This is a genomic window from Streptomyces sp. UNOC14_S4, from assembly GCF_020740835.1.
Classification (GTDB): Bacteria; Actinomycetota; Actinomycetes; order Streptomycetales; family Streptomycetaceae; genus Streptomyces.
In genome coordinates this window covers 1-22,271 of record NZ_JAINFC010000021.1, presented here as the reverse complement: position 1 = coordinate 22,271, position 22,271 = coordinate 1, and the positions used below count along the sequence as shown (strand labels likewise).

Annotated in this window: 18 protein-coding genes and 1 pseudogene; 11 read left to right on the top strand and 8 right to left on the bottom strand. The window is 71.8% G+C overall.

Annotated features, from left to right (window positions below):
* Positions 1-3: 3 nt before the first annotated feature.
* On the top strand, positions 4-654 hold the full coding sequence (gene kdpC, locus K6I34_RS03830) for a potassium-transporting ATPase subunit KdpC (RefSeq protein ID WP_229322621.1): 651 nt from the start codon (positions 4-6) through the stop codon (positions 652-654).
* Positions 655-858: 204 nt separating this feature from the next.
* Here the strand turns inward: kdpC and K6I34_RS03825 are convergent, their stop codons facing one another.
* Positions 859-1,764 (bottom strand): 4-hydroxy-tetrahydrodipicolinate synthase, encoded by a 906-nt coding sequence (locus K6I34_RS03825; protein ID WP_229322620.1) that lies wholly within the window; start codon positions 1,762-1,764, stop codon positions 859-861.
* 71 nt (positions 1,765-1,835) lie between these two features.
* Between K6I34_RS03825 and K6I34_RS03820 the strand changes: the two genes are divergently transcribed.
* Positions 1,836-2,762: a LysR substrate-binding domain-containing protein gene (locus K6I34_RS03820; RefSeq protein WP_229322619.1), complete on the top strand. Its 927-nt coding sequence runs from the start codon at positions 1,836-1,838 to the stop codon at positions 2,760-2,762.
* Between the two features lie 14 nt (positions 2,763-2,776).
* On the opposite strand, the gene K6I34_RS03815 is transcribed toward K6I34_RS03820, so the two are convergent.
* On the bottom strand, positions 2,777-3,829 hold the full coding sequence (locus K6I34_RS03815) for a cation diffusion facilitator family transporter (protein WP_229322618.1): 1,053 nt from the start codon (positions 3,827-3,829) through the stop codon (positions 2,777-2,779).
* A 184-nt stretch (positions 3,830-4,013) separates the two neighbouring features.
* Between K6I34_RS03815 and K6I34_RS03810 the strand changes: the two genes are divergently transcribed.
* The gene (locus K6I34_RS03810) at positions 4,014-4,430 is read left to right on the top strand and encodes a helix-turn-helix transcriptional regulator (protein ID WP_229322617.1); all 417 of its coding nucleotides are present in this window, start codon (positions 4,014-4,016) and stop codon (positions 4,428-4,430) included.
* Between the two features lie 80 nt (positions 4,431-4,510).
* On the opposite strand, the gene K6I34_RS03805 is transcribed toward K6I34_RS03810, so the two are convergent.
* The 3 genes from K6I34_RS03805 to K6I34_RS03795 form a co-directional block, all read right to left on the bottom strand.
* Complete coding sequence (locus K6I34_RS03805; RefSeq protein WP_229322616.1) at positions 4,511-5,878, bottom strand: nitrate/sulfonate/bicarbonate ABC transporter ATP-binding protein; 1,368 nt, start codon at positions 5,876-5,878, stop codon at positions 4,511-4,513.
* A gap of 68 nt (positions 5,879-5,946) precedes the next feature.
* Positions 5,947-7,701 carry an ABC transporter permease subunit gene (locus K6I34_RS03800; RefSeq protein WP_229322615.1) on the bottom strand — a complete coding sequence of 585 codons (1,755 nt, stop codon included), beginning with the start codon at positions 7,699-7,701 and terminating at the stop codon, positions 5,947-5,949.
* A gap of 218 nt (positions 7,702-7,919) precedes the next feature.
* Positions 7,920-9,572, bottom strand: a complete 1,653-nt coding sequence (locus K6I34_RS03795) for an NRAMP family divalent metal transporter (RefSeq protein ID WP_229322614.1) — start codon at positions 9,570-9,572, stop codon at positions 7,920-7,922.
* 444 nt (positions 9,573-10,016) lie between these two features.
* Here K6I34_RS03795 and K6I34_RS03790 point away from each other — a divergent pair, with 444 nt between their 5' ends.
* Both K6I34_RS03790 and K6I34_RS03785 read left to right on the top strand, forming a co-directional pair.
* Positions 10,017-11,897, top strand: coding sequence for an NAD(P)-binding protein (locus tag K6I34_RS03790; protein WP_229322631.1), 1,881 nt, complete (start codon positions 10,017-10,019; stop codon positions 11,895-11,897).
* Positions 11,898-12,018: 121 nt separating this feature from the next.
* A complete protein-coding gene (locus tag K6I34_RS03785; RefSeq protein ID WP_229322613.1) occupies positions 12,019-12,564 on the top strand; it encodes an RICIN domain-containing protein in 546 nt (181 codons plus the stop codon).
* A gap of 155 nt (positions 12,565-12,719) precedes the next feature.
* On the opposite strand, the gene K6I34_RS03780 is transcribed toward K6I34_RS03785, so the two are convergent.
* Positions 12,720-13,262 (bottom strand): GNAT family N-acetyltransferase, encoded by a 543-nt coding sequence (locus K6I34_RS03780; RefSeq protein WP_374230787.1) that lies wholly within the window; start codon positions 13,260-13,262, stop codon positions 12,720-12,722.
* Between the two features lie 203 nt (positions 13,263-13,465).
* Between K6I34_RS03780 and K6I34_RS03775 the strand changes: the two genes are divergently transcribed.
* The 5 genes and pseudogenes from K6I34_RS03775 (at position 13,466) to K6I34_RS03755 (ending at position 19,202) form a co-directional block, all read left to right on the top strand.
* Positions 13,466-16,018, top strand: a complete 2,553-nt coding sequence (locus K6I34_RS03775; RefSeq protein ID WP_229322611.1) for a sensor histidine kinase KdpD — start codon at positions 13,466-13,468, stop codon at positions 16,016-16,018.
* Positions 16,019-16,124: 106 nt separating this feature from the next.
* On the top strand, positions 16,125-16,814 hold the full coding sequence (locus K6I34_RS03770; RefSeq protein WP_121796837.1) for a response regulator: 690 nt from the start codon (positions 16,125-16,127) through the stop codon (positions 16,812-16,814).
* Between the two features lie 165 nt (positions 16,815-16,979).
* The gene (locus tag K6I34_RS03765) at positions 16,980-17,378 is read left to right on the top strand and encodes an OB-fold nucleic acid binding domain-containing protein (protein ID WP_229322610.1); all 399 of its coding nucleotides are present in this window, start codon (positions 16,980-16,982) and stop codon (positions 17,376-17,378) included.
* 3 nt (positions 17,379-17,381) lie between these two features.
* Positions 17,382-18,101, top strand: a complete 720-nt coding sequence (locus K6I34_RS03760; RefSeq protein WP_229322609.1) for a DUF3159 domain-containing protein — start codon at positions 17,382-17,384, stop codon at positions 18,099-18,101.
* A gap of 100 nt (positions 18,102-18,201) precedes the next feature.
* Positions 18,202-19,202: pseudogene (locus tag K6I34_RS03755) on the top strand (IS5 family transposase).
* Between the two features lie 125 nt (positions 19,203-19,327).
* On the opposite strand, the gene K6I34_RS03750 reads toward K6I34_RS03755, so the two are convergent.
* Together K6I34_RS03750 and K6I34_RS03745 are read right to left on the bottom strand one after the other, a co-directional pair.
* Positions 19,328-19,999, bottom strand: a complete 672-nt coding sequence (locus K6I34_RS03750; protein ID WP_229322608.1) for a TrkA family potassium uptake protein — start codon at positions 19,997-19,999, stop codon at positions 19,328-19,330.
* On the bottom strand, positions 19,996-20,664 hold the full coding sequence (locus K6I34_RS03745; protein WP_229322607.1) for a TrkA family potassium uptake protein: 669 nt from the start codon (positions 20,662-20,664) through the stop codon (positions 19,996-19,998). Before K6I34_RS03745 ends, K6I34_RS03750 begins: the two co-directional genes overlap by 4 nt.
* 574 nt (positions 20,665-21,238) lie before the next feature.
* Between K6I34_RS03745 and K6I34_RS03740 the strand changes: the two genes are divergently transcribed.
* Positions 21,239-22,271 (top strand): ATP-binding protein (locus tag K6I34_RS03740; protein ID WP_229322606.1); only part of this gene is annotated, 1,033 nt, incomplete at its 3' end.

Here is a 22,271-nt window from a genome sequence, read left to right as displayed (position 1 = left end):
ACAATGAACAACTCCGTACGCAGCACCGCCCGCATCGCGGGCGCGGGCCTGAGGGCGCTGCTGGTCCTCACGGTGATCTGCGGTGTGATCTACCCGCTGGTCGTCACCGGCATCGCCCAGGTCGCCTTCCACGACAAGGCCAACGGCTCCGAGATCAAGGTCGACGGCAAGTCCGTCGGCTCCGAGCGGCTCGGCCAGACCTACGTCCTGGACAAGAAGGACAAGGACGGCAACCCGCTGCCCGACCCGAAGTTCTTCCAGCCGCGCCCCTCGGCCGCGGGCCCGAACACCGAGAACACCCAGTACCAGCTGCTCGTCTCCGGTGCCTCGAACCTGGCCGCCGACAGCAAGACCCTGCTGGAGACGGTCAAGCAGCGCCGGGCCGACGTCGCCGAGTTCAACGGCGTCTCCCCGTCGTCGGTCCCGGTGGACGCCCTCACGGCCTCGGCCTCGGGCATCGACCCGGACATCTCCCCGGAGTACGCCCGCCTCCAGGCCGACCGCGTGGCCAAGGCGAACAACCTCCCCGCCGACAAGGTCCGCAAGCTCGTCGACGACCACACCGACGGCCGCCAGCTGGGCTTCATGGGCGAGGAGCACGTCAACGTCCTCAAGCTCAACATCGACCTCCAGAAGCTGGCGAAGCAGGGCTGATCGCCGGTCAGGAGACGTGAGGGAGGGGCCCGCCGAATGCTCGGCGGGCCCCTCCCTCACGTATGTGCGGTACGGAGGCGCCCCGTAAGGGGCGCGGGGAACTGCGCGACCAGCCACAGACGACCGGTGGCCGCGCGCGGAGCGCAAGAGGCACCCCGGTGGGCGCGACCGGCCGCAACGGACCCGCAGCGTACGAACCGACCCTTACGGCCTGCCGGCAAACGCATCGAGAGCAGCCAGCGCACCCGCCACCGACCCGGCCCGAGCAGAAAGCAGCGGCAACCGCACACCGGGCGACGGAATACGCCCCTGCGCATGCAGCACCCCCTTGACGACGGTCGGGTTCGGCTCGGCGAACAGCGTCGCAGACAGTGCGGCAAGCCGGTGCCCAAGCTCCCGCGCGCGGGCGCCGTCGCCCGCGCGCCACGCCTCGACCAGCGACGCGAACGCACCGGTGGCCAGGTGCGCGGAGGCCAGGATGCCACCGTGCGCGCCCATGGCGAGCAGCGGCGAGAAGAAGACGTCGTCCCCGGCGAACACGGCGAAGTCGGCCGGCAGGTCGGCCATGAGCGCCACGGTGTCGGCCGTGATCCCGCCCGCCGCGTACTTCACCCCCGCGATCCCCGGCAGCGCGCCCAGCTCCCGCAGTGTCCGCGCGCCCAGCTCCTGCCCGGTGCGGTAGGGGATGTGATAGACGATCAGCGGTACGGGGCTGTGGGCGGCCAGCTCCGCGAAGTGGGCCAGTACGCCCGCCTCCGAGGGCCGGGTGAAGTACGGCACGAGCGTCAGCGCCGCCACGACCTCGGGCCGCTTTCCGAGCGCGGCCAGCGCCTCCTTGCTCGCGGCGGTGGCGTTGCTGCCCGCCCCGACCGTCAGCGGCGCGCCGCGCTCGCGGCACACCCGCGCGACGACGTCGACGACCGCCTCCCGCTCCGCGTCCGTGAGGGTCGACACCTCGGCGGTGGTGCCGAGGGCCACGAGGCCGGCGGCCCCCTCCTCCAGCAGTTCGCGCGCCAGCCGCTCCAGGGCGTCCAGGGCGACCTCACCGGCTTCGGTGAACGGCGTGATCAGCGGGACGTGGACCCCGCGTGCGAGCGTGTTGGTTCCCATGGCAGGGATGCTCCCCGCACCCCGTACCGCGGTCCAGCGCGAAGAACTGACGGTCCTCGTAAGCTGAGCCGATGCTCAGTCTCCACCAACTGCGCCTGCTGCGGGAGCTCGCCTACCGGGGGACGATCGCCGCCGTGGCCGAGGCCCTCGCCTACAGCCCGTCGGCCGTCTCCCAGCAGCTCTCCCTGCTGGAGCGGAAGACGGGCGTGACACTGCTGGAGCGCAGCGGCCGCCGCGTGGCGCTGACACCGGCCGGGGTGAACCTGGTGCGCCACGCCGAGGTCATCCTCGAACACCTGGAGGCGGCCCAGGCCGAGCTCGCCGAGGGCAAGGGGGCGAGCGGACCGCTGCGGCTGGGCATCTATCCGTCCGCCGCGCGGTTCCTGGCCGCGGACCTGCTCGTCGCCCTGCGCTCGCACTCCCCGGGCGTACAGCCCTGGATCCAGGAGGTCGACCCCGCGGAGGCCTCCGACGCGCTGCGCGCGGGAGCGCTGGACCTGGCCCTGGTGCACTCCTACGAGGGGCTCTCGCCGGTCTCGGAACCGGGCATCCGGAGCAGGCCCGTCTTCGCGGAGCGCATGCTGCTGGCCGCTCCGGGCGACCCCGCGGCCCTGGGGTGGCGGGTCGAGGAAACCGACGATGCGGTATGGAAGTGGCGTCATGTGCCGTGGATCCTGCCCACGCCCGGGACGCTGTGTCACACGGTGGTGACCCGGCTGTGCGAGACGAGCGGCTTCCGCGCCGACTCCTGGCACCGTGTCGACGACTACGACACCACCCTGCGCCTGGTCGCGGCGGGAGCGGGCGTCGCGGTGGTGCCGGAGACCAGCGCCCTGGCACCGCCGCCCGGCGTGCGGGTGACGCCGCTCCCGCTGATCCGGCGGAGCGCGGTCGCCCACCGCGGGGGCGCCACGGCCCATCCCGCCCTCGGCGCCTTCGTCACCGCGCTCCGCGAGGTGCTGCCACAGGGACTGGGCGCCACAGGCCAGGGTGACTGACGTACGGCCGTACGTCAGTGGTCGTGCGGCCCCGGCCGGTGGACCGGGCCGTGGCTGTCGTCGCAGTGGGGAGCGCGGTCCGGGGCCGCGGAGCCGATGTGGAGGAGCTCGTCGGCGTCCTCGCCCAGGTGGTCGACCTGGAGGGTGGCGTGGGTGATGCCGTACTCCTCGCGGAGCGTCTCCTGGAGACGGCGGCGCACGGCGTGGCAGTCGCCGCCCGGCTTCACCAGGACGTGGGCCGACAGGGCGGGCTGGCCGGAGGTGATCGTCCAGATGTGCAGGTCGTGGATCTCGACGACCTGGTCGGCGCCGGCCAGGCGGTCCCCGACCGCGTCCGGGTCGATGCCCGCGGGGGCGGCCTCCAGGAAGATCAGGCCGGAGGCCCGGATCAGGCCGATGCCCGCCTTGAGCATGAGCGCGACGACCGCCAGCGTCGCGATGGCGTCCATGCGCGCGAAGCCGGTGAGCATCACGATCAGACCGGCCACGGCGGTGCCGATGAAGGCGAAGAGGTCGTTGAGGATGTGCTGGAAGGCGCCCTCGACGTTCAGCGAGGTGCGGTTGGCCTTCGAGATGCACCACGCGGCCACGATGTTGACGGCGATGCCCACCAGCGCGGTCACCAGGACCAAGCCGCCCTCGACGTCGGGCGGATTGATGAGCCGCCGCACGGCCTCGTAACCCAGCCACAGGGCGAGCAGGACCAGCGTGAGGCCGTTGGCCTGCGCGGAGAGTATTTCCGCGCGCTTGAGGCCGTAGGTGTAACCACCGCGGGCGGGCCGCGCCGCCAGCCGCATCGCGACGAGCGCCAGCACGATGGAGGCGGCGTCGGTGAGCATGTGCGCGGCGTCCGAGATCAGGGCCAGCGACCGGGCCAGGATGCCGACGGTGACCTCGACGGCCATGAACACGGTGATGAGTGTGAGCGCGATGGTCAGCCAGCGGCGGTCCGCGTCGGCCGCGACACCATGGCTGTGACCGCCGTGGCCGTGGTCGTGACCGTGGTCGTGGGGGCCGTGGCCATGGCTCGCGGTGGCGGGTTCATGGGTATGGGTGTGGCCGGGCACAGTGCCTCCAGGCTGACTGGTGCGGGGGCTTCGACTGCGAGTGAACCGCACGGGCCACCGGTGGCGCAAAGGCTGCAACGGCATCGGTTTCCACTACCGTTAACAGGCCCCTGACCTGCGGTTTTATGTGTGACCCGGAGTTTCGTCCCACCCCTGTGGGACACGGGCCGTCTAGACTCCTTGCATGGTCGCGCAAGATTCACCGGGAGAGGCCCACAGGGTGGAACAGGCCGTCGCCGTACTGAAGGCGGTGGCCGACACGACGCGTTTCCAGCTCCTCTGGGCGCTGGCGCAGCGTGAGCACTCCGTGGGACAGCTGGCGGAGATGGTGGGGGCGCATGTGGCGGCCGTCTCGCAGCATCTGGCCCGGCTGCGCACGGCGGGCCTGGTGGAATCCCGCCGCGAGGGCACGCGCATCTTCTACCGGGCGGCGGGCGAACACGTACGCACGCTGCTGGAGGGCGCGGTCCTGGTGTCGCAGGGGGAGACGACGTCCCTTGAGGACGTGCCGGGGGCCCAGGAGGCAGCAGCTCCCGTCAAGGCCCCCGCGAGGGCAACAGCGGCAGCCCGAAGGCTCCGCCCCCGCACCAGCGCCCCGTAAGGGGCGCGGGGAACTGCGCGAGCAACCACATACAACCCGCAGTCGCCGTACAACAGGGCGCGCCGAGCTCGTAGGCGCCCCTACCCCAACGCGGCACCGCCCTCGTCGAGCGCGTACTCCTCGGGCGCGGCCTCGTACGAGTACAGCTCCGCGTACCGCCCCCAGTCCGTGGCGGTCTCCAGCTGCTCCGTCACCTGCTCGCTCGTGTAGTGATGCGCGAGCAGGTCCCGGAAGAACCCGGCCCGCAGCGTGCCCCCGGTACGCCGCAGGCTGGTGACGACGAGCCGGACGAGCGGCGCGGCCTCGACCACCGCGTCGGCGAAGATCCGCTTGGACTCCTGGACGTCGGCGCCCGCGAAGGCCGTGCCGCGCGGGGTCAGCAGCAGCTCGCCGTCCCGTACGACCGTGAAGCCGAGCAGGTCGAGCGCGTCGACCTGGGGCAGCAGGTCGTCGACCTCCAGGCCGAGCTCCTCGGCGAGGTCGGCCAGGTCGCAGCCGCCGCCGTGCTGGGCGACGATCTCGGCGAGGCCGGAGAGCCCGTCGACGCTGGCCTGCGGCAGCGGGGTGTTGGCGATGGTGCGCTTCGCGAGCTCGGCGGGTTCGGCCGCCGTACGGCCGGGCAGGTGCGGCGCGGTGTCCTTCTCGCGGCCCGTCATCACCTGGTAGATGGCGTCGATGAGGGCGTCGAACTCGGGGGCGTTGCGGTCCCGCGGGCGCTCCAGGGCCACGTCGAAGGTGGCCTTGAGGGTGCCGGGGCGCGAGCCGAGGACGACCACGCGGTCGGCCATCAGCACGGCCTCCTCGATGTTGTGGGTGACGAGCACGACGGCCCGGGTGGGGAACTGCCCGGAGGCCCACAGCTCCATGAGCTCGCCGCGCAGGTTCTCGGCGGTGAGGACGTCGAGCGCCGAGAAGGGCTCGTCCATCATCAGCACGTCCGGCTCCACGACCAGCGCGCGGGCGAAGCCGACACGCTGCCGCATGCCGCCCGAGAGCTCCTTGGGGTAGGCGGACTCGAAGCCGTCGAGGCCGATGAGGTCGATGGCCTGCACGGCGGCCGCGGCGCGCTCGCGGGCGGGCACCCCGCGCGCCTCCAGGCCGAGCTCGACGTTCTGCTGGACGGTGAGCCACGGCAGCAGGGCGAAGGTCTGGAAGACCAGGGCGGTGCCGGGGTTGGCGCCGGTCAGCGGTTCGCCGCGATAGGTGACCCGGCCGGAGCTCGCCGGGATGAGGCCCGCGAGGCAGCGCAGGAGCGTGGACTTGCCGGAGCCGGAGCGCCCGAGCAGGGCCACGATCTCCCCGGCCCGTACCTGGAGGTCGATGCCCGCCAGGACGGGCAGTTCGCCGTCGGCGCCCGCGTAGGACTTGGTGACCGCCTCGGCGGCCAGCAGGACCTCGCCGTCGGCGAGGCGGGCGGCGGTCCGCCCGGGAGTGGTTCCCGGGGCCATGGCGGGGCTCCTTCCAGCAGAGCGGTTCAGGAGACGGAGACGGCTGACGAATGTGTTCACAGTGTGATTCAAAGGGAGTAGCGGGTCTCGGCGAGGCGGTAGAGCCTGCGCCACAGCAGCCGGTTGAGGCCGACGACATAGCAGGCCATGACGGCGATGCCCGCGATGAGGTGCGGGTAGTCGCCGGTGGAGGTGGCCCGGGAGATGTACGCGCCCAGGCCGGTCGCGGTGAGCGTCGTACCGCCGAAGGTGACGACCTCCGAGACGATCGAGGCGTTCCAGGCGCCGCCGGAGGCGGTGATCCCGCCGGTCACATAGGCCGGGAAGATCCCGGGGATGATCAGGCGCCGCCACCGCTGCCAGCCGCGCACCCCGAGGTCGTCCATGGCCTCGCGCAGGTCGGAGGGGATGGCGGAGGCCCCGGCGATGGTGTTGAAGAGGATGTACCACTGCGCGCCGAGCGCCATCAGCAGCATGCCGCCGATATTGATCGACAGGCCGGTGCGCAGGAAGAACCAGGTGGCCAACGGGAAGAGGAAATTCGCGGGGAAGCTCGCGAGGAGCTGGACGACGGGCTGCGCGATACGGGCCAGCTTCGGCGAGAAGCCGATCCGTACGCCGATCGGCACCCACACCACGGTGGCGAAGGCGACGAGCACGACGACGCGCGCGAGGGTGGCGAGTCCCAGCAGCAGCGGCTCGCCGAACACCCCGAGGCCCGTGTGGGCGTTGAGGTATCCGAGCAGGTCGAGCACGCCCCACAGGACGAGCCCTCCGGCGACGAGCGCGAAGGCCAGGTCGCCGGTCCGGCGGCGGGTGCGGTTGACGGTCAGCGGCTGGTCGTCGGTGCCGAAGACGCGCCCCGCCCGGCCGAGCGCCTCACCGACGGGCCGGGCGAGTCTGCCCAGGAGCCGGGGCCAGGAGGAGCGGCGGACGAAGTCCAGCACCAGGGACCGCTGGACGTCGGCGGCCTCCGACTGCTCGTTCTTGAACCGCTCCGCCCACGCGGTGAGGGGCCGCCAGAAGACGAAGTTCACCCCTATGACCATGACGGCCATGGTGGCCACGGCCCAGCCGACCTTGCCCAGGTCGCCGTCGGCGATGGCCGTGCCCGCGAAGGAGCCCACGCCGGGCAGGGCGTACTTGTGGTGCGAGACGCTGATGGCCTCGGAGGCGACGAGGAAGAACCAGCCGCCGCCGAAGCTCATCATCCCGTTCCAGACCAGCCCGATGGCCCCCGACGGCAGCTCGACCTTCCAGAACCGCATCCAGCGGGTGAACCGGAACGAGCGCGAGACCTCGTCCAGCTCGCGGGGGAGCGTGATCAGCGAGTGGTAGAAGCCGAAGGTCATGTTCCAGGCCTGCGAGGTGAAGATCGCGAAGATGGACGCGCACTCCAGCCCCAGCAGCGAGCCCGGGAACAGCGAGATGAACCCGGTGACGGCGACGGACAGGAAGCCCAGCACGGGCACGGACTGCAGGATGTCCAGGGCCGGGATCAGCACCCGCTCCAGCCGCCTGCTGCGGGCGGCCGCGTAGGCGTAGACGAGGGTGAAGGCCACCGACGCCGCGAGCGCCGCGAACATCCGCAGCAGGCTGCGCGCCGCGTAGTACGGCAGCTTCGCCGGGTCGGTGTCGACCCTGGCCACGTGGGCGGGGTCGAAGGAGACCGTGGCGCCCTTGCCCACCCGCAGCATCAGGTAGAGCCCGACCAGCACCGCGGCGGCGACGACCACGTCCACCCACGACATGCGGCCCAGCCGCCCGGCCACCCGGCCGGACAGAGAGACTCGCCAGGTGGTGGGACGCGATGGATAGGACATGGCAGACCCCATGAAAGCAGAGGAGGTCAACGGCGGGGCGCGGTTGACACGGCACGGGCGCCCCGGGGCGCCCCGTCAGGGGCGCGGGGCTGTGACATTGTGCGGCTCCGCCGCGTGGGCGCGCCCAGCCACAACGCAACCGGTAGCCGCGCACCAAGCGCAAGAGGCACCCCGGTGGGCGCGGCCGGCCCCGCAAGGGATCGGCCGCCCCGGAGACGTCAGTGGCCGAGCGCGAGCTGCACGATCCGGACGATCACCAGGATCATCGCGGCGAGCAGGTACGTGCGCAGGGCGGTGAGACCGACCTTGCGGCTGGTGGAGATCACGGGCGCGGGCAGCTCGTCGAGCGGTGGCATCCGCCACTCCTCCTTGCCCGTGCGGTCGACGGGGCCGGCCAGCGCCCAGCCCTTCCTGCGGCGCCGTGTCTCGGCGTAGCCGAGGGCGAGGATGCCCGCGACGCCGCAGATGCCCATGATGTCGAGGATCGCGCCCGAGGTGATGTCGGGGAAGAGCACGGCCGCGGTCAGGATGACGGACAGGGTGACGAGCACCGCCACGACGATCGACGTGAAGACGTTCATCGCGCGTCCGTTGACCCAGGGGCCGAGGACGGTCCGGTCGTTGCAGAGCAGCAGCAGGAAGACCGAGGCGGACGGGAGCAGGACGCCGGCGAGGGTCTGGACGCCCTCGGTGAGCAGGCCGAGCGGCGAGCCGGGGATGATCACGACGACGGCCGCGGTGAGGACGAGTCCGGCGAAGACCGCGTAGAAGCCCTTGGCGGCCTTGACGCCCCGGTGCAGCGAGTGCTTGAGGCCCATGACGTCGCCGATCGCGTAGGCGGTCGACAGCGACACGGCGGAGGCCCCGATGATGGAGGCGTCGAGCAGGGCGATCGCGAAGAGCACGCCGGCCGTCTTGCCCGCGTACTTCTCCAGGCCGCGTGCCACGTCACCCGCGTCGGTGAAGTTGCCGAACTCGGCGTGCCCGCCGAAGGCCGCGGCGCAGAAGCCCATCATGGCGGCGGCGCCGACGATCACGATGACGATGCCGAGCCACAGGTCGGCCTTCTCGTAGCGCATGAAGCGCGGGGTGATGCGCTTGTCGATGACGTACGACTGCTGGAAGAACAGCTGCCACGGGGCCACGGTGGTGCCGACGATCGCGATGATCAGCAGCATGACGTCGGACAGCTGGGAGCCGTGCGGCATGCCGGGGACGACGAAGTCGTGCGCCATTCGCGACGTCGAGGGGTGGACGATGAAGTAGATGGGGATCAGCAGCAGCGAGCCGATGCAGAGGAAGACCGCGGTGCGTTCGAAGCGGCGGAAGGAGCCGGTCGACGCGGCCAGCACGACGATGACGGCGGCCAGCAGGACGCTCGGCACCTTGGGCAGGCCCAGGTAGCCCACGGCGAGCGTGATGCCGATGAACTCGGTGACGATGGTCAGGGCGTTGAGCAGGAACAGGTCGATGACCGAGAACGCGCCCCAGAATTTCCCGAACCGCTCCAGGATGAGCCGCGCGTGCCCGACGCCGGTGACCGCGCCGAGGCGCAGCACCATCTCCTGGTTCACGTACAGCACGGGTATCAGGAGCAGCAGGGTCCACAGCAGGCTCGTGCCGTAGTTCTGCCCGGCCTGGCCGTAGGTGCCGAACGCGCCCGCGTCGTTGTCGCCGACCATCACGATCAGCCCGGGGCCGACGATGGCGAGCAGGGTCTTGAGCTTGGCGGAGAGCCCCTTGCGCGGCGCGGTGTCGTCCAGCCTGATGGTGCCGAGGGCGCCGCGGATGTCGCCGACGTGCGCGTCGTCCAGCACCGCGCTGCGCTGCGTCGGGACGGGCGGTGGAGTGGTGGTGGTCAGGTGGGTCATGACAGCCTCCCTTGTCCCCCGGTGGGGGAGGTTTCAGGGGCACGCGGCAGCGATCCCCCCTGCGAGCGGGCAGCACGAGACCCCGGAGCGGCGGATGCCGCACGGGTGGCTGGGAAATGTGCGCAGGGGAGGTGGTTACCGCGTACCGGAGGTCGACGAGGACATACGGACGGGCCAACTGTGACCCGGACTACTGCAACTGCCGTCCATGTCTCTCGCCTCCTCCCGGCCGTGGCGCGCGAGGGCGCCGGTCGTCGACTCTTTCCCCGACCGGGGAAGCAAACTTGCGTCGAGCCGCAAGAAGCATAGCCCGGTACTTGCGTATGAACGCAACTACTTGACCCAAGCTTGACGACTATGCGCCCCTGGCGCCCCGTCGGACGGCATTCTGGGGGTGTGGCCTCATCCTCCCCTCAGCCCCAAGTCGTCGCGCCCGTACCGCACATGGTGGTCTGCGGCGACGACGGGCTCGCGCACCGGCTCGCCGCGGAGCTCTCCGGCGTCTACGGCGAGCACGTCACCCTCGTGGTGCCGCCCGCCCATGACCGGCGGCACCGTCCGGCCGCGGTGCCGGGCCGCGCCGCCGCTCTCCTCGGGCGCGTGACCGGCGCCGTCGGCCGCGCCGCCGGGGTCAACGGCGGCGCGGGCGCCGCCCCCGTGAACGGCGGCCCGCCCGGCGGGCCCGTACGCGTCGTGGAGGCGGCCGAACCCGACGACGAGACGTTCGCCGAGGCGGGCGTGGGCCGCGCGACCGCCCTCGCCCTCGTCTACGACGACGACGAGACCAACATCCACGCGGCGCTGCGGGCCCGCCGCGCCAACCCGCGGCTGCGGCTCGTGATCCGGATGTACAACCGCAGGCTCGGACAGCACCTGGAGGCGCTCCTCGACCAGGCCGCCCGGACCGGCGCCGACGGCGCGTCCGCCGCCGAGGCGACCACCACCGTCCTCTCCGACGCCGACGGCGCCGCGCCCGCGCTCGTCGCCACCGCCGTCTCCGGCCACAACAGGGTCATCGAGGCGGGCGGGCTGCTGCTGAGAGCCGTGGAGAGACCCCCGCTCGCCCAGGGCGAGCGCGACCCCGACGGCGCCCGCACCCTGGCCCTGCTCTCGCCGGTGCGCCCCGACGCCGACGGCGACGGGCCCGTCATGCTGCCCGACGAGGCGGTGCCGACGGGGACGGGCGGCCGGGGCCGGATCGTCCTGGAGACGGTCCGCTACGCCGGGGCGCCGCAGCACGCGTCCCGGCTGACGCGGCTTGCCCGCCTGGTCCGCCTGGCGGACCGCAGCCTGCCGCTCGGCTCGTTCTTCTCCCGCAGGCTGCGCTGGGCGCTGGCCGGGCTGGTCGCCGCGGTGTGCGGACTGGCGGTCGCCTCCTGGCTGGTGACGGACACGAACCCGGCGCACGCCGTCTACCTCTCCCTCCTCGACCTCTTCGCCATCAACAACCCGGCCATCGGGGAGCCGCTCGGCCGCCAGCTCCTCCAACTGCTCTCCGGGCTCCTCGGCCTGCTGCTCCTGCCCCTGCTCGTGGCCGCCGCCCTGGAGGGGCTCGGCACCTTCCGCTCGGCCTCCGTACTGCGGCGCCCGCCGCGCGGGCTGTGCGGCCACGTGGTGCTGCTCGGACTCGGCAAGATCGGTACCCGGGTGCTGGCCCGGCTGCGCGAACTGGACATCCCGGTGGTCTGCGTCGAGCGCGACCCGCAGGCCCGCGGCGTGGCCCTGGCCCGCTCGCTGCGCGTGCCGACCGTCATCGGCGACGTCACGGAGGAGGGCGTGCTGGAGTCCGCCCGGATCGGCGACAGCCGCACCCTGCTCGCGCTCACCAGCAGCGACACCACCAACCTGGAGGCCGTGCTCTACGCACGCGCCGTCAAGCCCGACCTCGGCGTGGTGATGCGGCTGTACGAGGACCGGTTCGCCAAGGCCGTCTACCGCACCCTGCGCGACTCCCACCCCCAGGCGCGCACCCGCAGCCGCAGCGTCTCCTCCCTCGTCGCCCCGAGCTTCGCCGGAGCGATGATCGGCCGTCAGATCCTGGGCGCCGTACCGGTCGAGCGCAAGGTCCTCCTGCTCGCCGCGGTGGAGGCCGGCAGCCACCCCGGGCTCGCGGGCCGCACCCTCGACGAGGCCTTCCGCCCTGGCCTGTGGCGCGCCCTCGCCCTCACCCCCCAGGGCCCGGGCCCGGCCGCCGAGCCCGACCCCGGCCACGTCCTGCGCCCCGACGACCGCGTCGTGGTCGCCGCCACCCGGCAGGGGCTCGCGGAGCTGCTGAGACGGCGCCCTGTGCCGCGGTCACGGAGCGATGCGGGGGGAGGGCTGTGAAGCAAACCGGAATGACTGATTCCGGTGGGAAAAAGGGGAGTTGATGGATATGATCATGATCAACTTCGACACGCGGGGCGTGTCAGGATTTGTTGCGTTTTCCAGTAAACGGGGATGAAAGATGAAGTTCTTCTCGAAGGTCGCAGCCGTCGCTGCTTCCGGTGCCGCGGTCGTCCTGGCGGCGTCGGGCGTGAGCTCTGCCACCGAGGCACCGGGCACCCAGCACAGGATCGTCAACAAGCACAGCAACCTGTGCCTTCAGCCCGCGGACAGCTCCGGGAAGAACGGCGTGGCCATGCTGCAGAGCGACTGCTCCATGGAGAAGAACGGCATGCGGCCGATCTGGCGCTTCGTCCACGTCAAGGACCGGGACTTCCAGATCGTGAACGTCAACACCGACAAGTGCCTGGAAATCGCCGACTCCCGCAAGGACAACGGTGCCCCGGCCCAGCAGTGGACCTGTGTGGGCAATACCGCCACGCAGCTCTGGCGGTTCGACTTCGACAACGACTCCGGCCGGATCGTCAACGTGAACAGCGGCAAGGTCCTGGAGATCGACAACTCCAGCACGAAGCCGGGCGCACATGCGCAGCAGTGGACCGACGTGATGTCGGCCCGGGGCCAGATGTGGACCGCACCGGTCGCCGACACGGTTCACGGACGATAGTCCCCACCACCTCTGTCGCCGGTGCGCCGGGCGGGCCAGGCGCGGCCTGCCCGGCGCACCGGCCGTAGGGGCGTATTCAGCCCGTCCGGCGTTTGAGGACACGCCCGGAGGGCGTGCTCGCCCCAGGCGACAACGGCGGGACGACTCCCCGCGCCCTACCAGACGTCGCCCGGCCGCCAGTCACAGATCAGCTCCCCGCCCAGGTCGACAGCCACGTGCGGCAGCACGTAGACGCACCCGTCCTCCTCCGCCGTCCGCTCGACCCCCGCGGGGGCGAGCACCGACGTCGGGCCCTGCCACTGCCGCCAGCCCCGCCCCTCGTACAGCGGTACCGCCTCGTCCGCCGCGCCGAGTGCGCCCAGCTCGTAGCAGCCGTCGCGCAGCACCCGCTCCAGGGCCTCCATCACCGCCGACGCGACGCCCCGGCGGCGCCGGTCCGCGCGGACCGCGACGGCCTCCACGTAGCCCGCGCGCAGCGCGCGCCCGCCGTGCAGCAGCCTGCGCTGCACCAGTGAGCCGTGGCCGACCAGCTCCCCGTCCTCGTGGACGAGGGCGTGCATGCCGCCCACCGTGTGGTCCCAGTCGTCGTCGGAGAAGCCGCCCTCGAAGGCGTCGTCCAGCAGTGAGCGGATCGCCACGAGCTCCGCCGGGCTCAGTTCCGAGGTGTGCGCCGTACGTACGTCAGCCATGGCGGTCATGGTGTCACGGGCCCCGAGCGGCGCCGTCGCACCATGGTCACGGCCCCTGGCGTCAGGACCGCGTCAATACCTGCGGGAGTTCCCGCCCCGGACCCAAATGTCCAATTCCATGGCCGTAAGGTCGGGCGTGACGCGACAGTGCTGCACCTCCGGGCCGACAACCGGCCGGAACACCGTCGCGCTTCGTGAAAGACAATGGGGCCATGGGACGCGGCAAGCTTCGGATCTATCTCGGCGCGGCACCGGGCGTCGGCAAGACATACGCAATGCTCTCCGAGGCGCACCGGCGCGTCGAGCGCGGCACCGATGCCGTGGTGGGGTTCGTGGAGCACCACGGCCGTCCGCGCACCGAGGTCATGCTGCACGGCCTGGAGACGGTGCCCCGTCGTGAGCTCACCTACCGCGACACCGCCTTCACGGAGATGGACGTCGACGCGCTGCTGGCCCGGCGCCCCGCCGTGGCCCTCGTCGACGAGCTGGCCCACACCAACGTGCCCGGCTCCCGCAACACCAAGCGCTGGCAGGACGTCGAGGAGCTGCTCCAGGCGGGCATCGACGTCGTCTCCACCGTCAACATCCAGCACCTGGAATCGCTGGGCGACGTGGTGGAGTCGATAACGGGCGTCCGGCAGCGCGAGACCGTGCCGGACGAGGTGGTGCGCCGCGCCGACCAGATCGAGCTCGTCGACATGTCGCCGCAGGCCCTGCGCCGCCGCATGGCGCACGGCAACATCTACAAGGCCGACAAGGTCGACGCCGCCCTCTCCAACTACTTCCGGCCCGGGAACCTGACCGCGCTGCGCGAGCTGGCGCTGCTGTGGACCGCCGACCGGGTCGACGAATACCTGCGGCAGTACCGCACGGAGCACAGCGTCTCCACGATCTGGCATGCCCGCGAGCGCATCGTCATCGGCCTCACCGGCGGCCCCGAGGGCCGTACGCTCATCCGCCGTGCCGCGCGCATGGCCGCCAAGGGCTCCGGCAGCGAGATCCTCGCCGTCTACATCGCCCGCAGCGACGGGCTGACCTCGGCGTCGCCCAAGGAGCTCGCCGTCCAGCGCACCCTGGTCGAGGACCTCGGCGGCACGTTCCACCATGTGATCGGTGACGACGTGCCCGCCTCGCTGCTGGAGTTCGCCCGCGGGGTCAACGCCACGCAGATCGTGCTCGGCTCCAGCCGCCGCAAGACCTGGCAGTACATCTTCGGCCCCGGCGTCGGCCAGACCGTCGCCCGGGACTCCGGGCCCGACCTCGACGTCCACATCGTCACCCACGAGGAGGTCGCCAAGGGCCGCGGCCTGCCCGTCTCCCGCGGCGCCCGCCTGGGCAGGGGCCGCATCGTGGCCGGCTGGCTCGTCGGCGTCGCGGGGCCCGCCCTGCTCAGCCTGCTGCTCACGCACATCGGGCCGGACCTCGGGCTGGCCAACGACATGCTGCTGTTCCTGTGCATGACGGTCGCCGCCGCCCTGCTCGGCGGCCTGCTGCCCTCGCTCGCCTCGGCGGCCTTCGGCTCGCTGCTGCTGAACTACTTCTTCGTCACGCCCCTGCACCGGCTGACGATCACCGACACCAAGAACATCGTCGCCATAGCGATCTTCGTGTTCGTCGCGGTGTCCGTGGCCTCCGTGGTGGACACGGCCGCCCGCCGCACCCACCAGGCCGCGCGGCTGCGTGCCGAGTCCGAGATCCTCTCCTTCCTCGCGGGCAGCGTCCTGCGCGGCGAGGACAGCCTGGACGCGCTCCTGGAGCGGGTGCGCGAGACCTTCGCCATGGAGTCCGTCGCCCTGCTGGAGCGCGCCAGCGAGGTCGACCCCTGGACCTGCGCCAGCAGCGTCGTCACCAGTACGGGCAAGCCCCTGCTGCGGCCCGAGGACGCCGACGTCGACATGCCCGTCGGCGACAACATGGCCCTCGCGCTCTCCGGCCGGGTGCTGCCCGCCGAGGACCGGCGCGTGCTGGCCGCCTTCGCCGCGCAGGCCGCCGTCGTCCTCGACCGCCAGCGGCTCGTCGGCGAGGCGGAGAAGGCCCAGGAGCTCGCCGAGGGCAACCGGATCCGCACCGCCCTGCTCGCCGCCGTCAGCCACGACCTGCGCACCCCGCTCGCCGGGATCAAGGCCGCGGTGACCTCGCTGCGCTCCGACGACGTCGCCTGGTCCGAGGAGGACGAGGCCGAGCTGCTCGCGGGGATCGAGGACGGCGCGGACCGCCTCGACCACCTCGTGGGCAACCTGCTCGACATGTCCCGCCTCCAGACCGGCACGGTCACCCCGCTGATCAGGGAGATCGACCTGGACGAGGTGGTCCCGATGGCCCTCGGGGGAGTGCCCGAGGGCAGTGTCGCCCTCGACATCCCCGAGACGCTGCCCATGGTCGCCGTCGACCCCGGCCTGCTGGAGCGCAGCGTCGCCAACATCGTCGAGAACGCCGTGAAGTACAGCCCGGACGGCACCCCCGTCCTCGTCGCCGCCAGCGCCCTCGGGGAGCGGGTGGAGGTCCGGGTCGCCGACCGCGGCCCCGGGGTCCCGGACAGCGCGAAGGACCGCATCTTCGAGCCGTTCCAGCGCTACGGCGACGCCCCGCGCGGCGCGGGCGTCGGCCTCGGGCTCGCCGTGGCCAGGGGCTTCGCCGAGGCCATGGGCGGCACCCTCGCCGCCGAGGACACGCCCGGCGGCGGCATGACCATGGTCCTCACCCTCCGGGCGGCGGCCGGCCGCCCGCCCGTACGGCCGGACATCCCGGCCCAGGCCACCTCCTGACACTCCCCGCATCTCCCCTTCCCGGCCGCGCGCCGCACAGACAAGCTCACGACCAAGACCCCGGGCCCGGCCGACGGGCCCGAACGAACAGCAGAGGTGGTTCCGCATGAACCGGGTGCTCGTGGTGGATGACGAGCCGCAGATCGTCCGCGCTCTCGTGATCAACCTCAAGGCGCGGAAGTACGAGGTCGACGCCGCCCCCGACGGTGCCACGGCCCTCCAGCTCGCCGCCGCCCGTCACCCCGACGTGGTCATCCTCGACCTCGGCCTGCCCGATATGGACGGCGTCGAGGTGATCAAGGGCCTGCGCGGCTGGACCCGGGTGCCGATCCTCGTCCTCTCCGCCCGCCAGACCTCCGACGAGAAGGTGGAGGCGCTCGACGCGGGCGCCGACGACTACGTCACCAAGCCCTTCGGCATGGACGAGCTCCTCGCCCGGCTGCGGGCCGCGGTACGGCGCGCCGAGCCGACCGGGCCGTCGGCCGCGGGCGACGACGCGATCGTCGAGACCGACGTCTTCACCGTCGACCTCGCGGCGAAGAAGGTCAACCGCGGCGGGCGGGACGTCCGCCTCACCCCGACCGAGTGGCACCTGCTGGAGGTCCTGGTCCGCAACACGGGCCGTCTCGTCAGCCAGAAGCAGCTCCTCCAGGAGGTCTGGGGCCCCTCGTACGGCACCGAGACCAACTACCTCCGCGTCTACATGGCCCAGCTCCGCCGCAAACTGGAACTGGACCCGAGCCACCCCAAGCACTTCATCACGGAACCGGGCATGGGGTACCGCTTCGAGCTGTGACCGGGGGCTCCGCCCCCGGACCCCCGCGCCCACCGGGGTGCCTCGTGAGCTCGGCGCGCGTCCGCGGGGCGCGTCATGGCTGGTCGCGCAGTTCCCCGCGCCCCTGACGGGGCACCCCGTCGCGCAAGGGCTGCGCCAGGTGGGTGCCCCGGTAGGCTGGGGGACATGAGCGTCGTACCCCGTTCCGAGAAGCCGACAGGCCGGTTGCGCCGGATGCTGGACCGGCTGTCCACCTCGCAGGAGGACCTGCACTCCGCGGAGCTGCAACAGGACGCGGAGGAGACGGGCTGCACCAAGATCTGCGACTGCGACGACCGGCAGATAGTGAAGGTCACCGGCACGCTCCGGACCGTCACCCTCCGTCCGCGTGCCGGGGTCCCCGCCCTGGAGGCGGAGCTCTTCGACGGTTCCGCCGCGCTCGACGTGGTGTGGCTCGGGCGCCGTTCCATCGTCGGCATCGAGCCCGGCCGTAAGCTGATCGCCTCCGGCCGGATCTCCATGAGCCGTGGCCGCCGGGTGCTGTTCAATCCCAAGTACGAACTCCGACCTCTCGGACAGGAGTAGCGGGTGACGTCTCTCGACAAGCCGATGGACCAGCAAGGGCGGGCCGACGCGGACGCCGACGCGAGAGCGGCCACCGAGGCGGCCCTGTTCGAGGCGTTCGGCGGGGTGCGGGGTATGGTCGAGACGACCGTCCCCGGCCTGGTCTTCGTCGCGATCTACACCGTCAAGCGGGACATCCACAGCGCGGCCATCGCGGCGCTCGGGCTTTCCCTGGTGCTGGGCATCGCCCGGCTGATCGGCAAGGACACCCTCAAGCACGCCTTCAGCGGCGTCTTCGGGGTCGCCTTCGGCGCCGTCTTCGCGATGATGTCCGGCGACGCCAAGAACTTCTACCTGCCGGGCATGCTCTACAGCCTCGGGCTGGCCGTGGCGTACATCGTCACGTCGCTCGCCGGGTATCCGCTGCTGGGGCTGATCCTCGGCCCGGTGTTCAAGGAGAACCTCTCCTGGCGCACCCGCAATCCCGGCCGCAAGGTCGCCTACACCAAGGCCAGCTGGGCCTGGGGCCTCATCCTGCTCGCCAAGTCGGCGATCCTCTTCCCGCTCTACTGGTGGGGCGACGCGACGCAGCTCGGCTGGGTGAAGGTGGCACTCGGCATCCCGCCGATGCTGCTCTCCGTCTACCTGACGTGGATCTTCCTGGCCAAGGCGCCCCCGCCGATCGACGTCTTCGCCGAGATGGAAGCGGAAGAACGCGAGAAGGCGGCGGCCACCAAGCAGTAAAAACGCGCAGTTCCCCGCGCCCCTTAGGGCGCGTATCGGGTCGTGATCAATCTGTGGGATTCGCCCTCGCGGCGGGGGCGAATCCGGTAGATCGGGGTGCATGACGCGGACACAGTTGACGGACGAGGAATGGGAGTACGTCGCTCCGTACCTGCCGATTGGTGAGTACGGTCCGTACCCGTCGCGGCTGCGGCAGCAGTTCGAGGGCGTGATCTGGCGGTTCGGCACTGGAGCGCAGTGGCGGGAGATGCCGGCCGGGTTCGGCGCCTGGCCGACCGTGCACAACCGTTTCAGGCAGTGGCGGGATGCCGGTGTCTTCGAAGCCCTGCTGGAGGGACTGATCGCCGAGGCGGCGAAGCTGGGGCGGGTGGACTTGTCCCTGGTCAGCGTGGATTCCACCACCGTCCGGGCCCATCACGACGCGGCCGGGATGCACCTCGGTGCCGACGTGCTGGCCGCCTTGGAGAAGGCCGCCGCCGAGGAGAGGGCACGCCAAAAGGGGGCGGCCCGGAAGGACAAGACGGGCAGGACGCCGAAAGCGACCCGGAGCGGGAAGAGCGCCGACGCGTCCGGCGACGGCGCAAGCTCCGTCTGAAGGCCGCCCTGCTCGGCCGCTCGCGTGGCGGGCAGACCAGCAAGATCCACCTGGCCGGCGACCGCCGGTGCCGCCCGCTGTCCCTGGTCCTGACGGCGGGCCAGGCCGCGGACTGCCCGCAGTTCATCCCGGTGCTGGGCAGGGTACGGGTCCGCGGCCCCGTCGGCCGTCCCCGCACCCGGCCGGACGCGGTCGCCGGGGACAAGGCCTACTCTTCCCGCGGCAACCGCGCCCACCTGCGGCAACGCGGCATCAAGGCAGTGATCCCGGAGAAGAAGGACCAGGCCGCCAACCGGAAGAGGAAGGGGTCCAGGGGCGGCCGGCCCGTCAGTCACGACACCGGCCTCTACAAGGAGAGGAACACCGTCGAGCGGCTGATCAACAAGCTGAAGGCCTGGCGAGGCATCGCCACCCGCTACGACAAAACCCCCGAAAGCTACCTCGTCGGCCTTCATCTACGAGCATCAATGATCTGGATCAGGGACCTCACCCGAGCCAATCATTGATCACAACCCAATACGCGCCCTAAGGGGCGCGGGGAACGGCGCGACCAGCCACAACGCACCCGCAGCCGCACGCGAAGCGCAAGCCGCACCCCAGTAGGCGCGACCGCACCGCCCTCAGCGGAGCGCTACGCGTCCGCGCGCCGCACCGACAGCAGCTCCTCCAGCCGCTCCTCCCGCGCCGGTGCCGCGACGAAGAGAAGCTCGTCGCCCGCCTCCAGGGAGTCCTCCTTGTTGGGGGTCAGCACGCGGTTGCCGCGGATGATGGTGACCAGCGAGGTGTCGTCCGGCCAGTCCACGTCCCCGACGCGCGTGCCCGCCAGCGCGGACTCCGGCGGCAGCGTCAGCTCCACCAGGTTCGCGTCGCCCTGGCTGAAGCGCATCAGCCGCACCAGGTCGCCGACGCTCACGGCCTCCTCGACCAGCGCCGACATCAGACGCGGCGTGGAGACGGCCACGTCCACGCCCCAGGACTCGTTGAAGAGCCACTCGTTCTTCGGGTTGTTCACCCGGGCCACGACCCGGGGCACCCCGTACTCCGTCTTGGCGAGCAACGAGACGACCAGGTTGACCTTGTCGTCACCGGTCGCCGCGATCACCACGTTGCAGCGCTGGAGCGCCGCCTCGTCCAGCGACGTGATCTCGCACGCGTCGGCCAGCAGCCACTCCGCGAGCGGCACGCGCTCGACCGAGATGGCCGTCGGCGCCTTGTCGACGAGCAGCACCTCGTGCCCGTTCTCCAGCAGCTCACCGGCGATGGAGCGCCCGACGGCACCCGCACCCGCGATAGCAACCCTCATCGGTGTGCCTCCTCCGGGCCCTCGGCGAACGCCGCCTCGACCTTCTCGACCTCGTCGGTACGCATCATCACGTGCACCAGGTCGCCCTCCTGCAGGACCGTCTGGGACGTCGGCAGCATCGCCTCGCCCAGCCGGGTGAGGAAGGCCACCCGCACGCCGGTCTCCTCCTGCAGCCTGCTGATCTTGTGGCCCACCCAGGCGTCCGAGGCGGGCACCTCCGCGAGTTGCACGCCGCCGCTCGGGTCGCGCCACAGCGGCTCCGCGCCGGACGGCAGCAGCCGCCGCAGCATCTGGTCCGCCGTCCACCGCACGGTGGCCACCGTCGGGATGCCGAGCCGCTGGTAGACCTCGGCACGCCGCGGGTCGTAGATCCGGGCCGCGACGTTCTCCACGCCGAACATCTCGCGGGCCACCCGGGCCGCGATGATGTTGGAGTTGTCGCCGCTGCTCACGGCCGCGAAGGCGCCGGCCTCCTCGATGCCCGCCTCGCGCAGGGTGTCCTGGTCGAAGCCGACGCCGGTCACCCGCCGTCCGCCGAAGCCGGAGCCCAGGCGCCGGAAGGACGTGGGGTCCTGGTCGATCACGGCGACCGTGTGGCCCTGCTGTTCAAGGGTCTGCGCCAGGGCGGAGCCCACGCGGCCGCAGCCCATGATCACAATGTGCATGACGATTACCCCGTGCTCCGGACTGCCGCGACTACCGCGCTGACCTGCACCGACAACCTGCTCACATCTTCCCTTGTCGTTCTTCTTCCGTGCCGCCCGGTCTTCCGCCCGCCGCGGCACACGGACACCACCGTATCCGCTGGACGGCACCGGCCGTGGTCCGGGCCGCGCCCGCGCCGCGCCGAGCCGGGCGGACCCGCTCACCGGGCACGCCCGGACCCGCTCACCGGATGTACCCGGACCCGCTCACCGGACGTACCGGAGTACGCCTCCGGAGCGTGCCGGGGCGTCCACCCCGGGGCACGCCGGGGCGCGCCCCTCCGGAGCATGCCCCGCGTGATCCGGACGAAGACCGTCCGCGGCCGTTCGCCGTATGGACGTCCCGCCGCCCGCCGGGGGCGGCTCCGTACCACTTTTCTGGACGTATGTCTGTTCGGAAAATCGCGGTCGAGGATCGGCCACGCACCCCTGCCCGTGGTTAGGATGATCGCCGTATTCCGCTTCCGGACGGGGCGTCAGGAATCAGTGGCCCTGTCCCCGTCGACCGCATGCCCCCAGCGTCCACGAGGAATTGATGTCACATCACATACCGGAGGTGGTGGGCTGGTGCCTGGCCGTCGCGCTGGTCGTCGTGACGGTTCTGCTGGTGCGCCAGCGGGGCATCACCGCCGCCGTGCGCAGGCGGGTCGCGCAGTTGGAGGAGGGCCTCCAGACGCGTGACAGGGAGGTGCGGCACATGGTCACCGTCCGGCTCCCCGCCGTGACGGCCTCCATGCACGAGCCCGTCCCGCTGCCCGGACTGCTCGACGAGCGCCTCGGCGGCACCGTCTTCGCCCAGGGCCTCCAGTCCGTGATGGACACCTTCACGCAGTCCGTGGACAAGGCGCAGGCCCGCGCCGACCAGTCCGCGAAGGCCGCCCTCAAGGCGTCCATGCGTGCCCTCCAGGGCCTCGCGCACGAGCAGCAGCTGGCGATCTCCGACATGCAGGAGCGGCACGACAACCCCGACGTGCTGCGCGACCTGCTCCAGATCGACCACGCCAACTCCCAGTTCGGCCGCCGCGCCCAGGCCATCGCCGTGCTCTGCGGCTCCTGGCCCGGCAGACAGCGCGCCGCTTCCCCGCTCCTCGACGTCGTCCGCGGCGCCACCTCCCGCATCCGTGACTACCGGCGCGTCAAGGTGCACAACCACGCCGACCTCGCCGTCGTCAGCCGTGCCGTGGAGCCCGTCGTCCTCGCCGTCGCCGAGCTCCTCGACAACGCGGCCCGGCACTCCCAGCCCAACACGGCCGTGGAGGTCGGCATCCAGCCCGTGCACAACGGGGCCGTCGTCGTCGTCGACGACGCGGGCGTCGGCATGAACGCCCAGGAGATCCAGCGGGCCGCCGTCCTCCTCTCCGGCCAGCGGACCGTGGACGTCTCGCGGCTCGGCGACCCCCCGCAGTTCGGCTTCCCCGTCATCGGCGTACTCGCCTCCCGCTACGGCTTCAGCGTCTCCGTCGACACCCGCTCGCCCTACGGCGGCGTCCGCGCGGTGCTCTTCCTCCCCACGGCCCTGCTCAGCCACCTCGACCTCGACGGGCCCGACACCACCCCGCTGCGGACCC

Bases quoted from the DNA above. Each gene is read 5' to 3' on its own strand.
- K6I34_RS03810 (WP_229322617.1), top strand. From the start codon at position 4,014: ATGGTCGCGCAAGATTCACCGGGAGAGGCCCACAGGGTGGAACAGGCC.
- K6I34_RS03800 (WP_229322615.1), bottom strand. From the start codon at position 7,701: ATGTCCTATCCATCGCGTCCCACCACCTGGCGAGTCTCTCTGTCCGGC.
- K6I34_RS03820 (WP_229322619.1), top strand. From the start codon at position 1,836: ATGCTCAGTCTCCACCAACTGCGCCTGCTGCGGGAGCTCGCCTACCGG.
- K6I34_RS03780 (WP_374230787.1), bottom strand. From the start codon at position 13,262: ATGACCGCCATGGCTGACGTACGTACGGCGCACACCTCGGAACTGAGC.
- K6I34_RS03790 (WP_229322631.1), top strand. From the start codon at position 10,017: ATGGTGGTCTGCGGCGACGACGGGCTCGCGCACCGGCTCGCCGCGGAG.
- K6I34_RS03750 (WP_229322608.1), bottom strand. From the start codon at position 19,999: ATGAGGGTTGCTATCGCGGGTGCGGGTGCCGTCGGGCGCTCCATCGCC.
- kdpC (WP_229322621.1), top strand. From the start codon at position 4: ATGAACAACTCCGTACGCAGCACCGCCCGCATCGCGGGCGCGGGCCTG.
- K6I34_RS03770 (WP_121796837.1), top strand. From the start codon at position 16,125: ATGAACCGGGTGCTCGTGGTGGATGACGAGCCGCAGATCGTCCGCGCT.
- K6I34_RS03785 (WP_229322613.1), top strand. From the start codon at position 12,019: ATGAAGTTCTTCTCGAAGGTCGCAGCCGTCGCTGCTTCCGGTGCCGCG.
- K6I34_RS03745 (WP_229322607.1), bottom strand. From the start codon at position 20,664: ATGCACATTGTGATCATGGGCTGCGGCCGCGTGGGCTCCGCCCTGGCG.
- K6I34_RS03765 (WP_229322610.1), top strand. From the start codon at position 16,980: ATGAGCGTCGTACCCCGTTCCGAGAAGCCGACAGGCCGGTTGCGCCGG.
- K6I34_RS03775 (WP_229322611.1), top strand. From the start codon at position 13,466: ATGGGACGCGGCAAGCTTCGGATCTATCTCGGCGCGGCACCGGGCGTC.
- K6I34_RS03825 (WP_229322620.1), bottom strand. From the start codon at position 1,764: ATGGGAACCAACACGCTCGCACGCGGGGTCCACGTCCCGCTGATCACG.
- K6I34_RS03805 (WP_229322616.1), bottom strand. From the start codon at position 5,878: ATGGCCCCGGGAACCACTCCCGGGCGGACCGCCGCCCGCCTCGCCGAC.
- K6I34_RS03795 (WP_229322614.1), bottom strand. From the start codon at position 9,572: ATGACCCACCTGACCACCACCACTCCACCGCCCGTCCCGACGCAGCGC.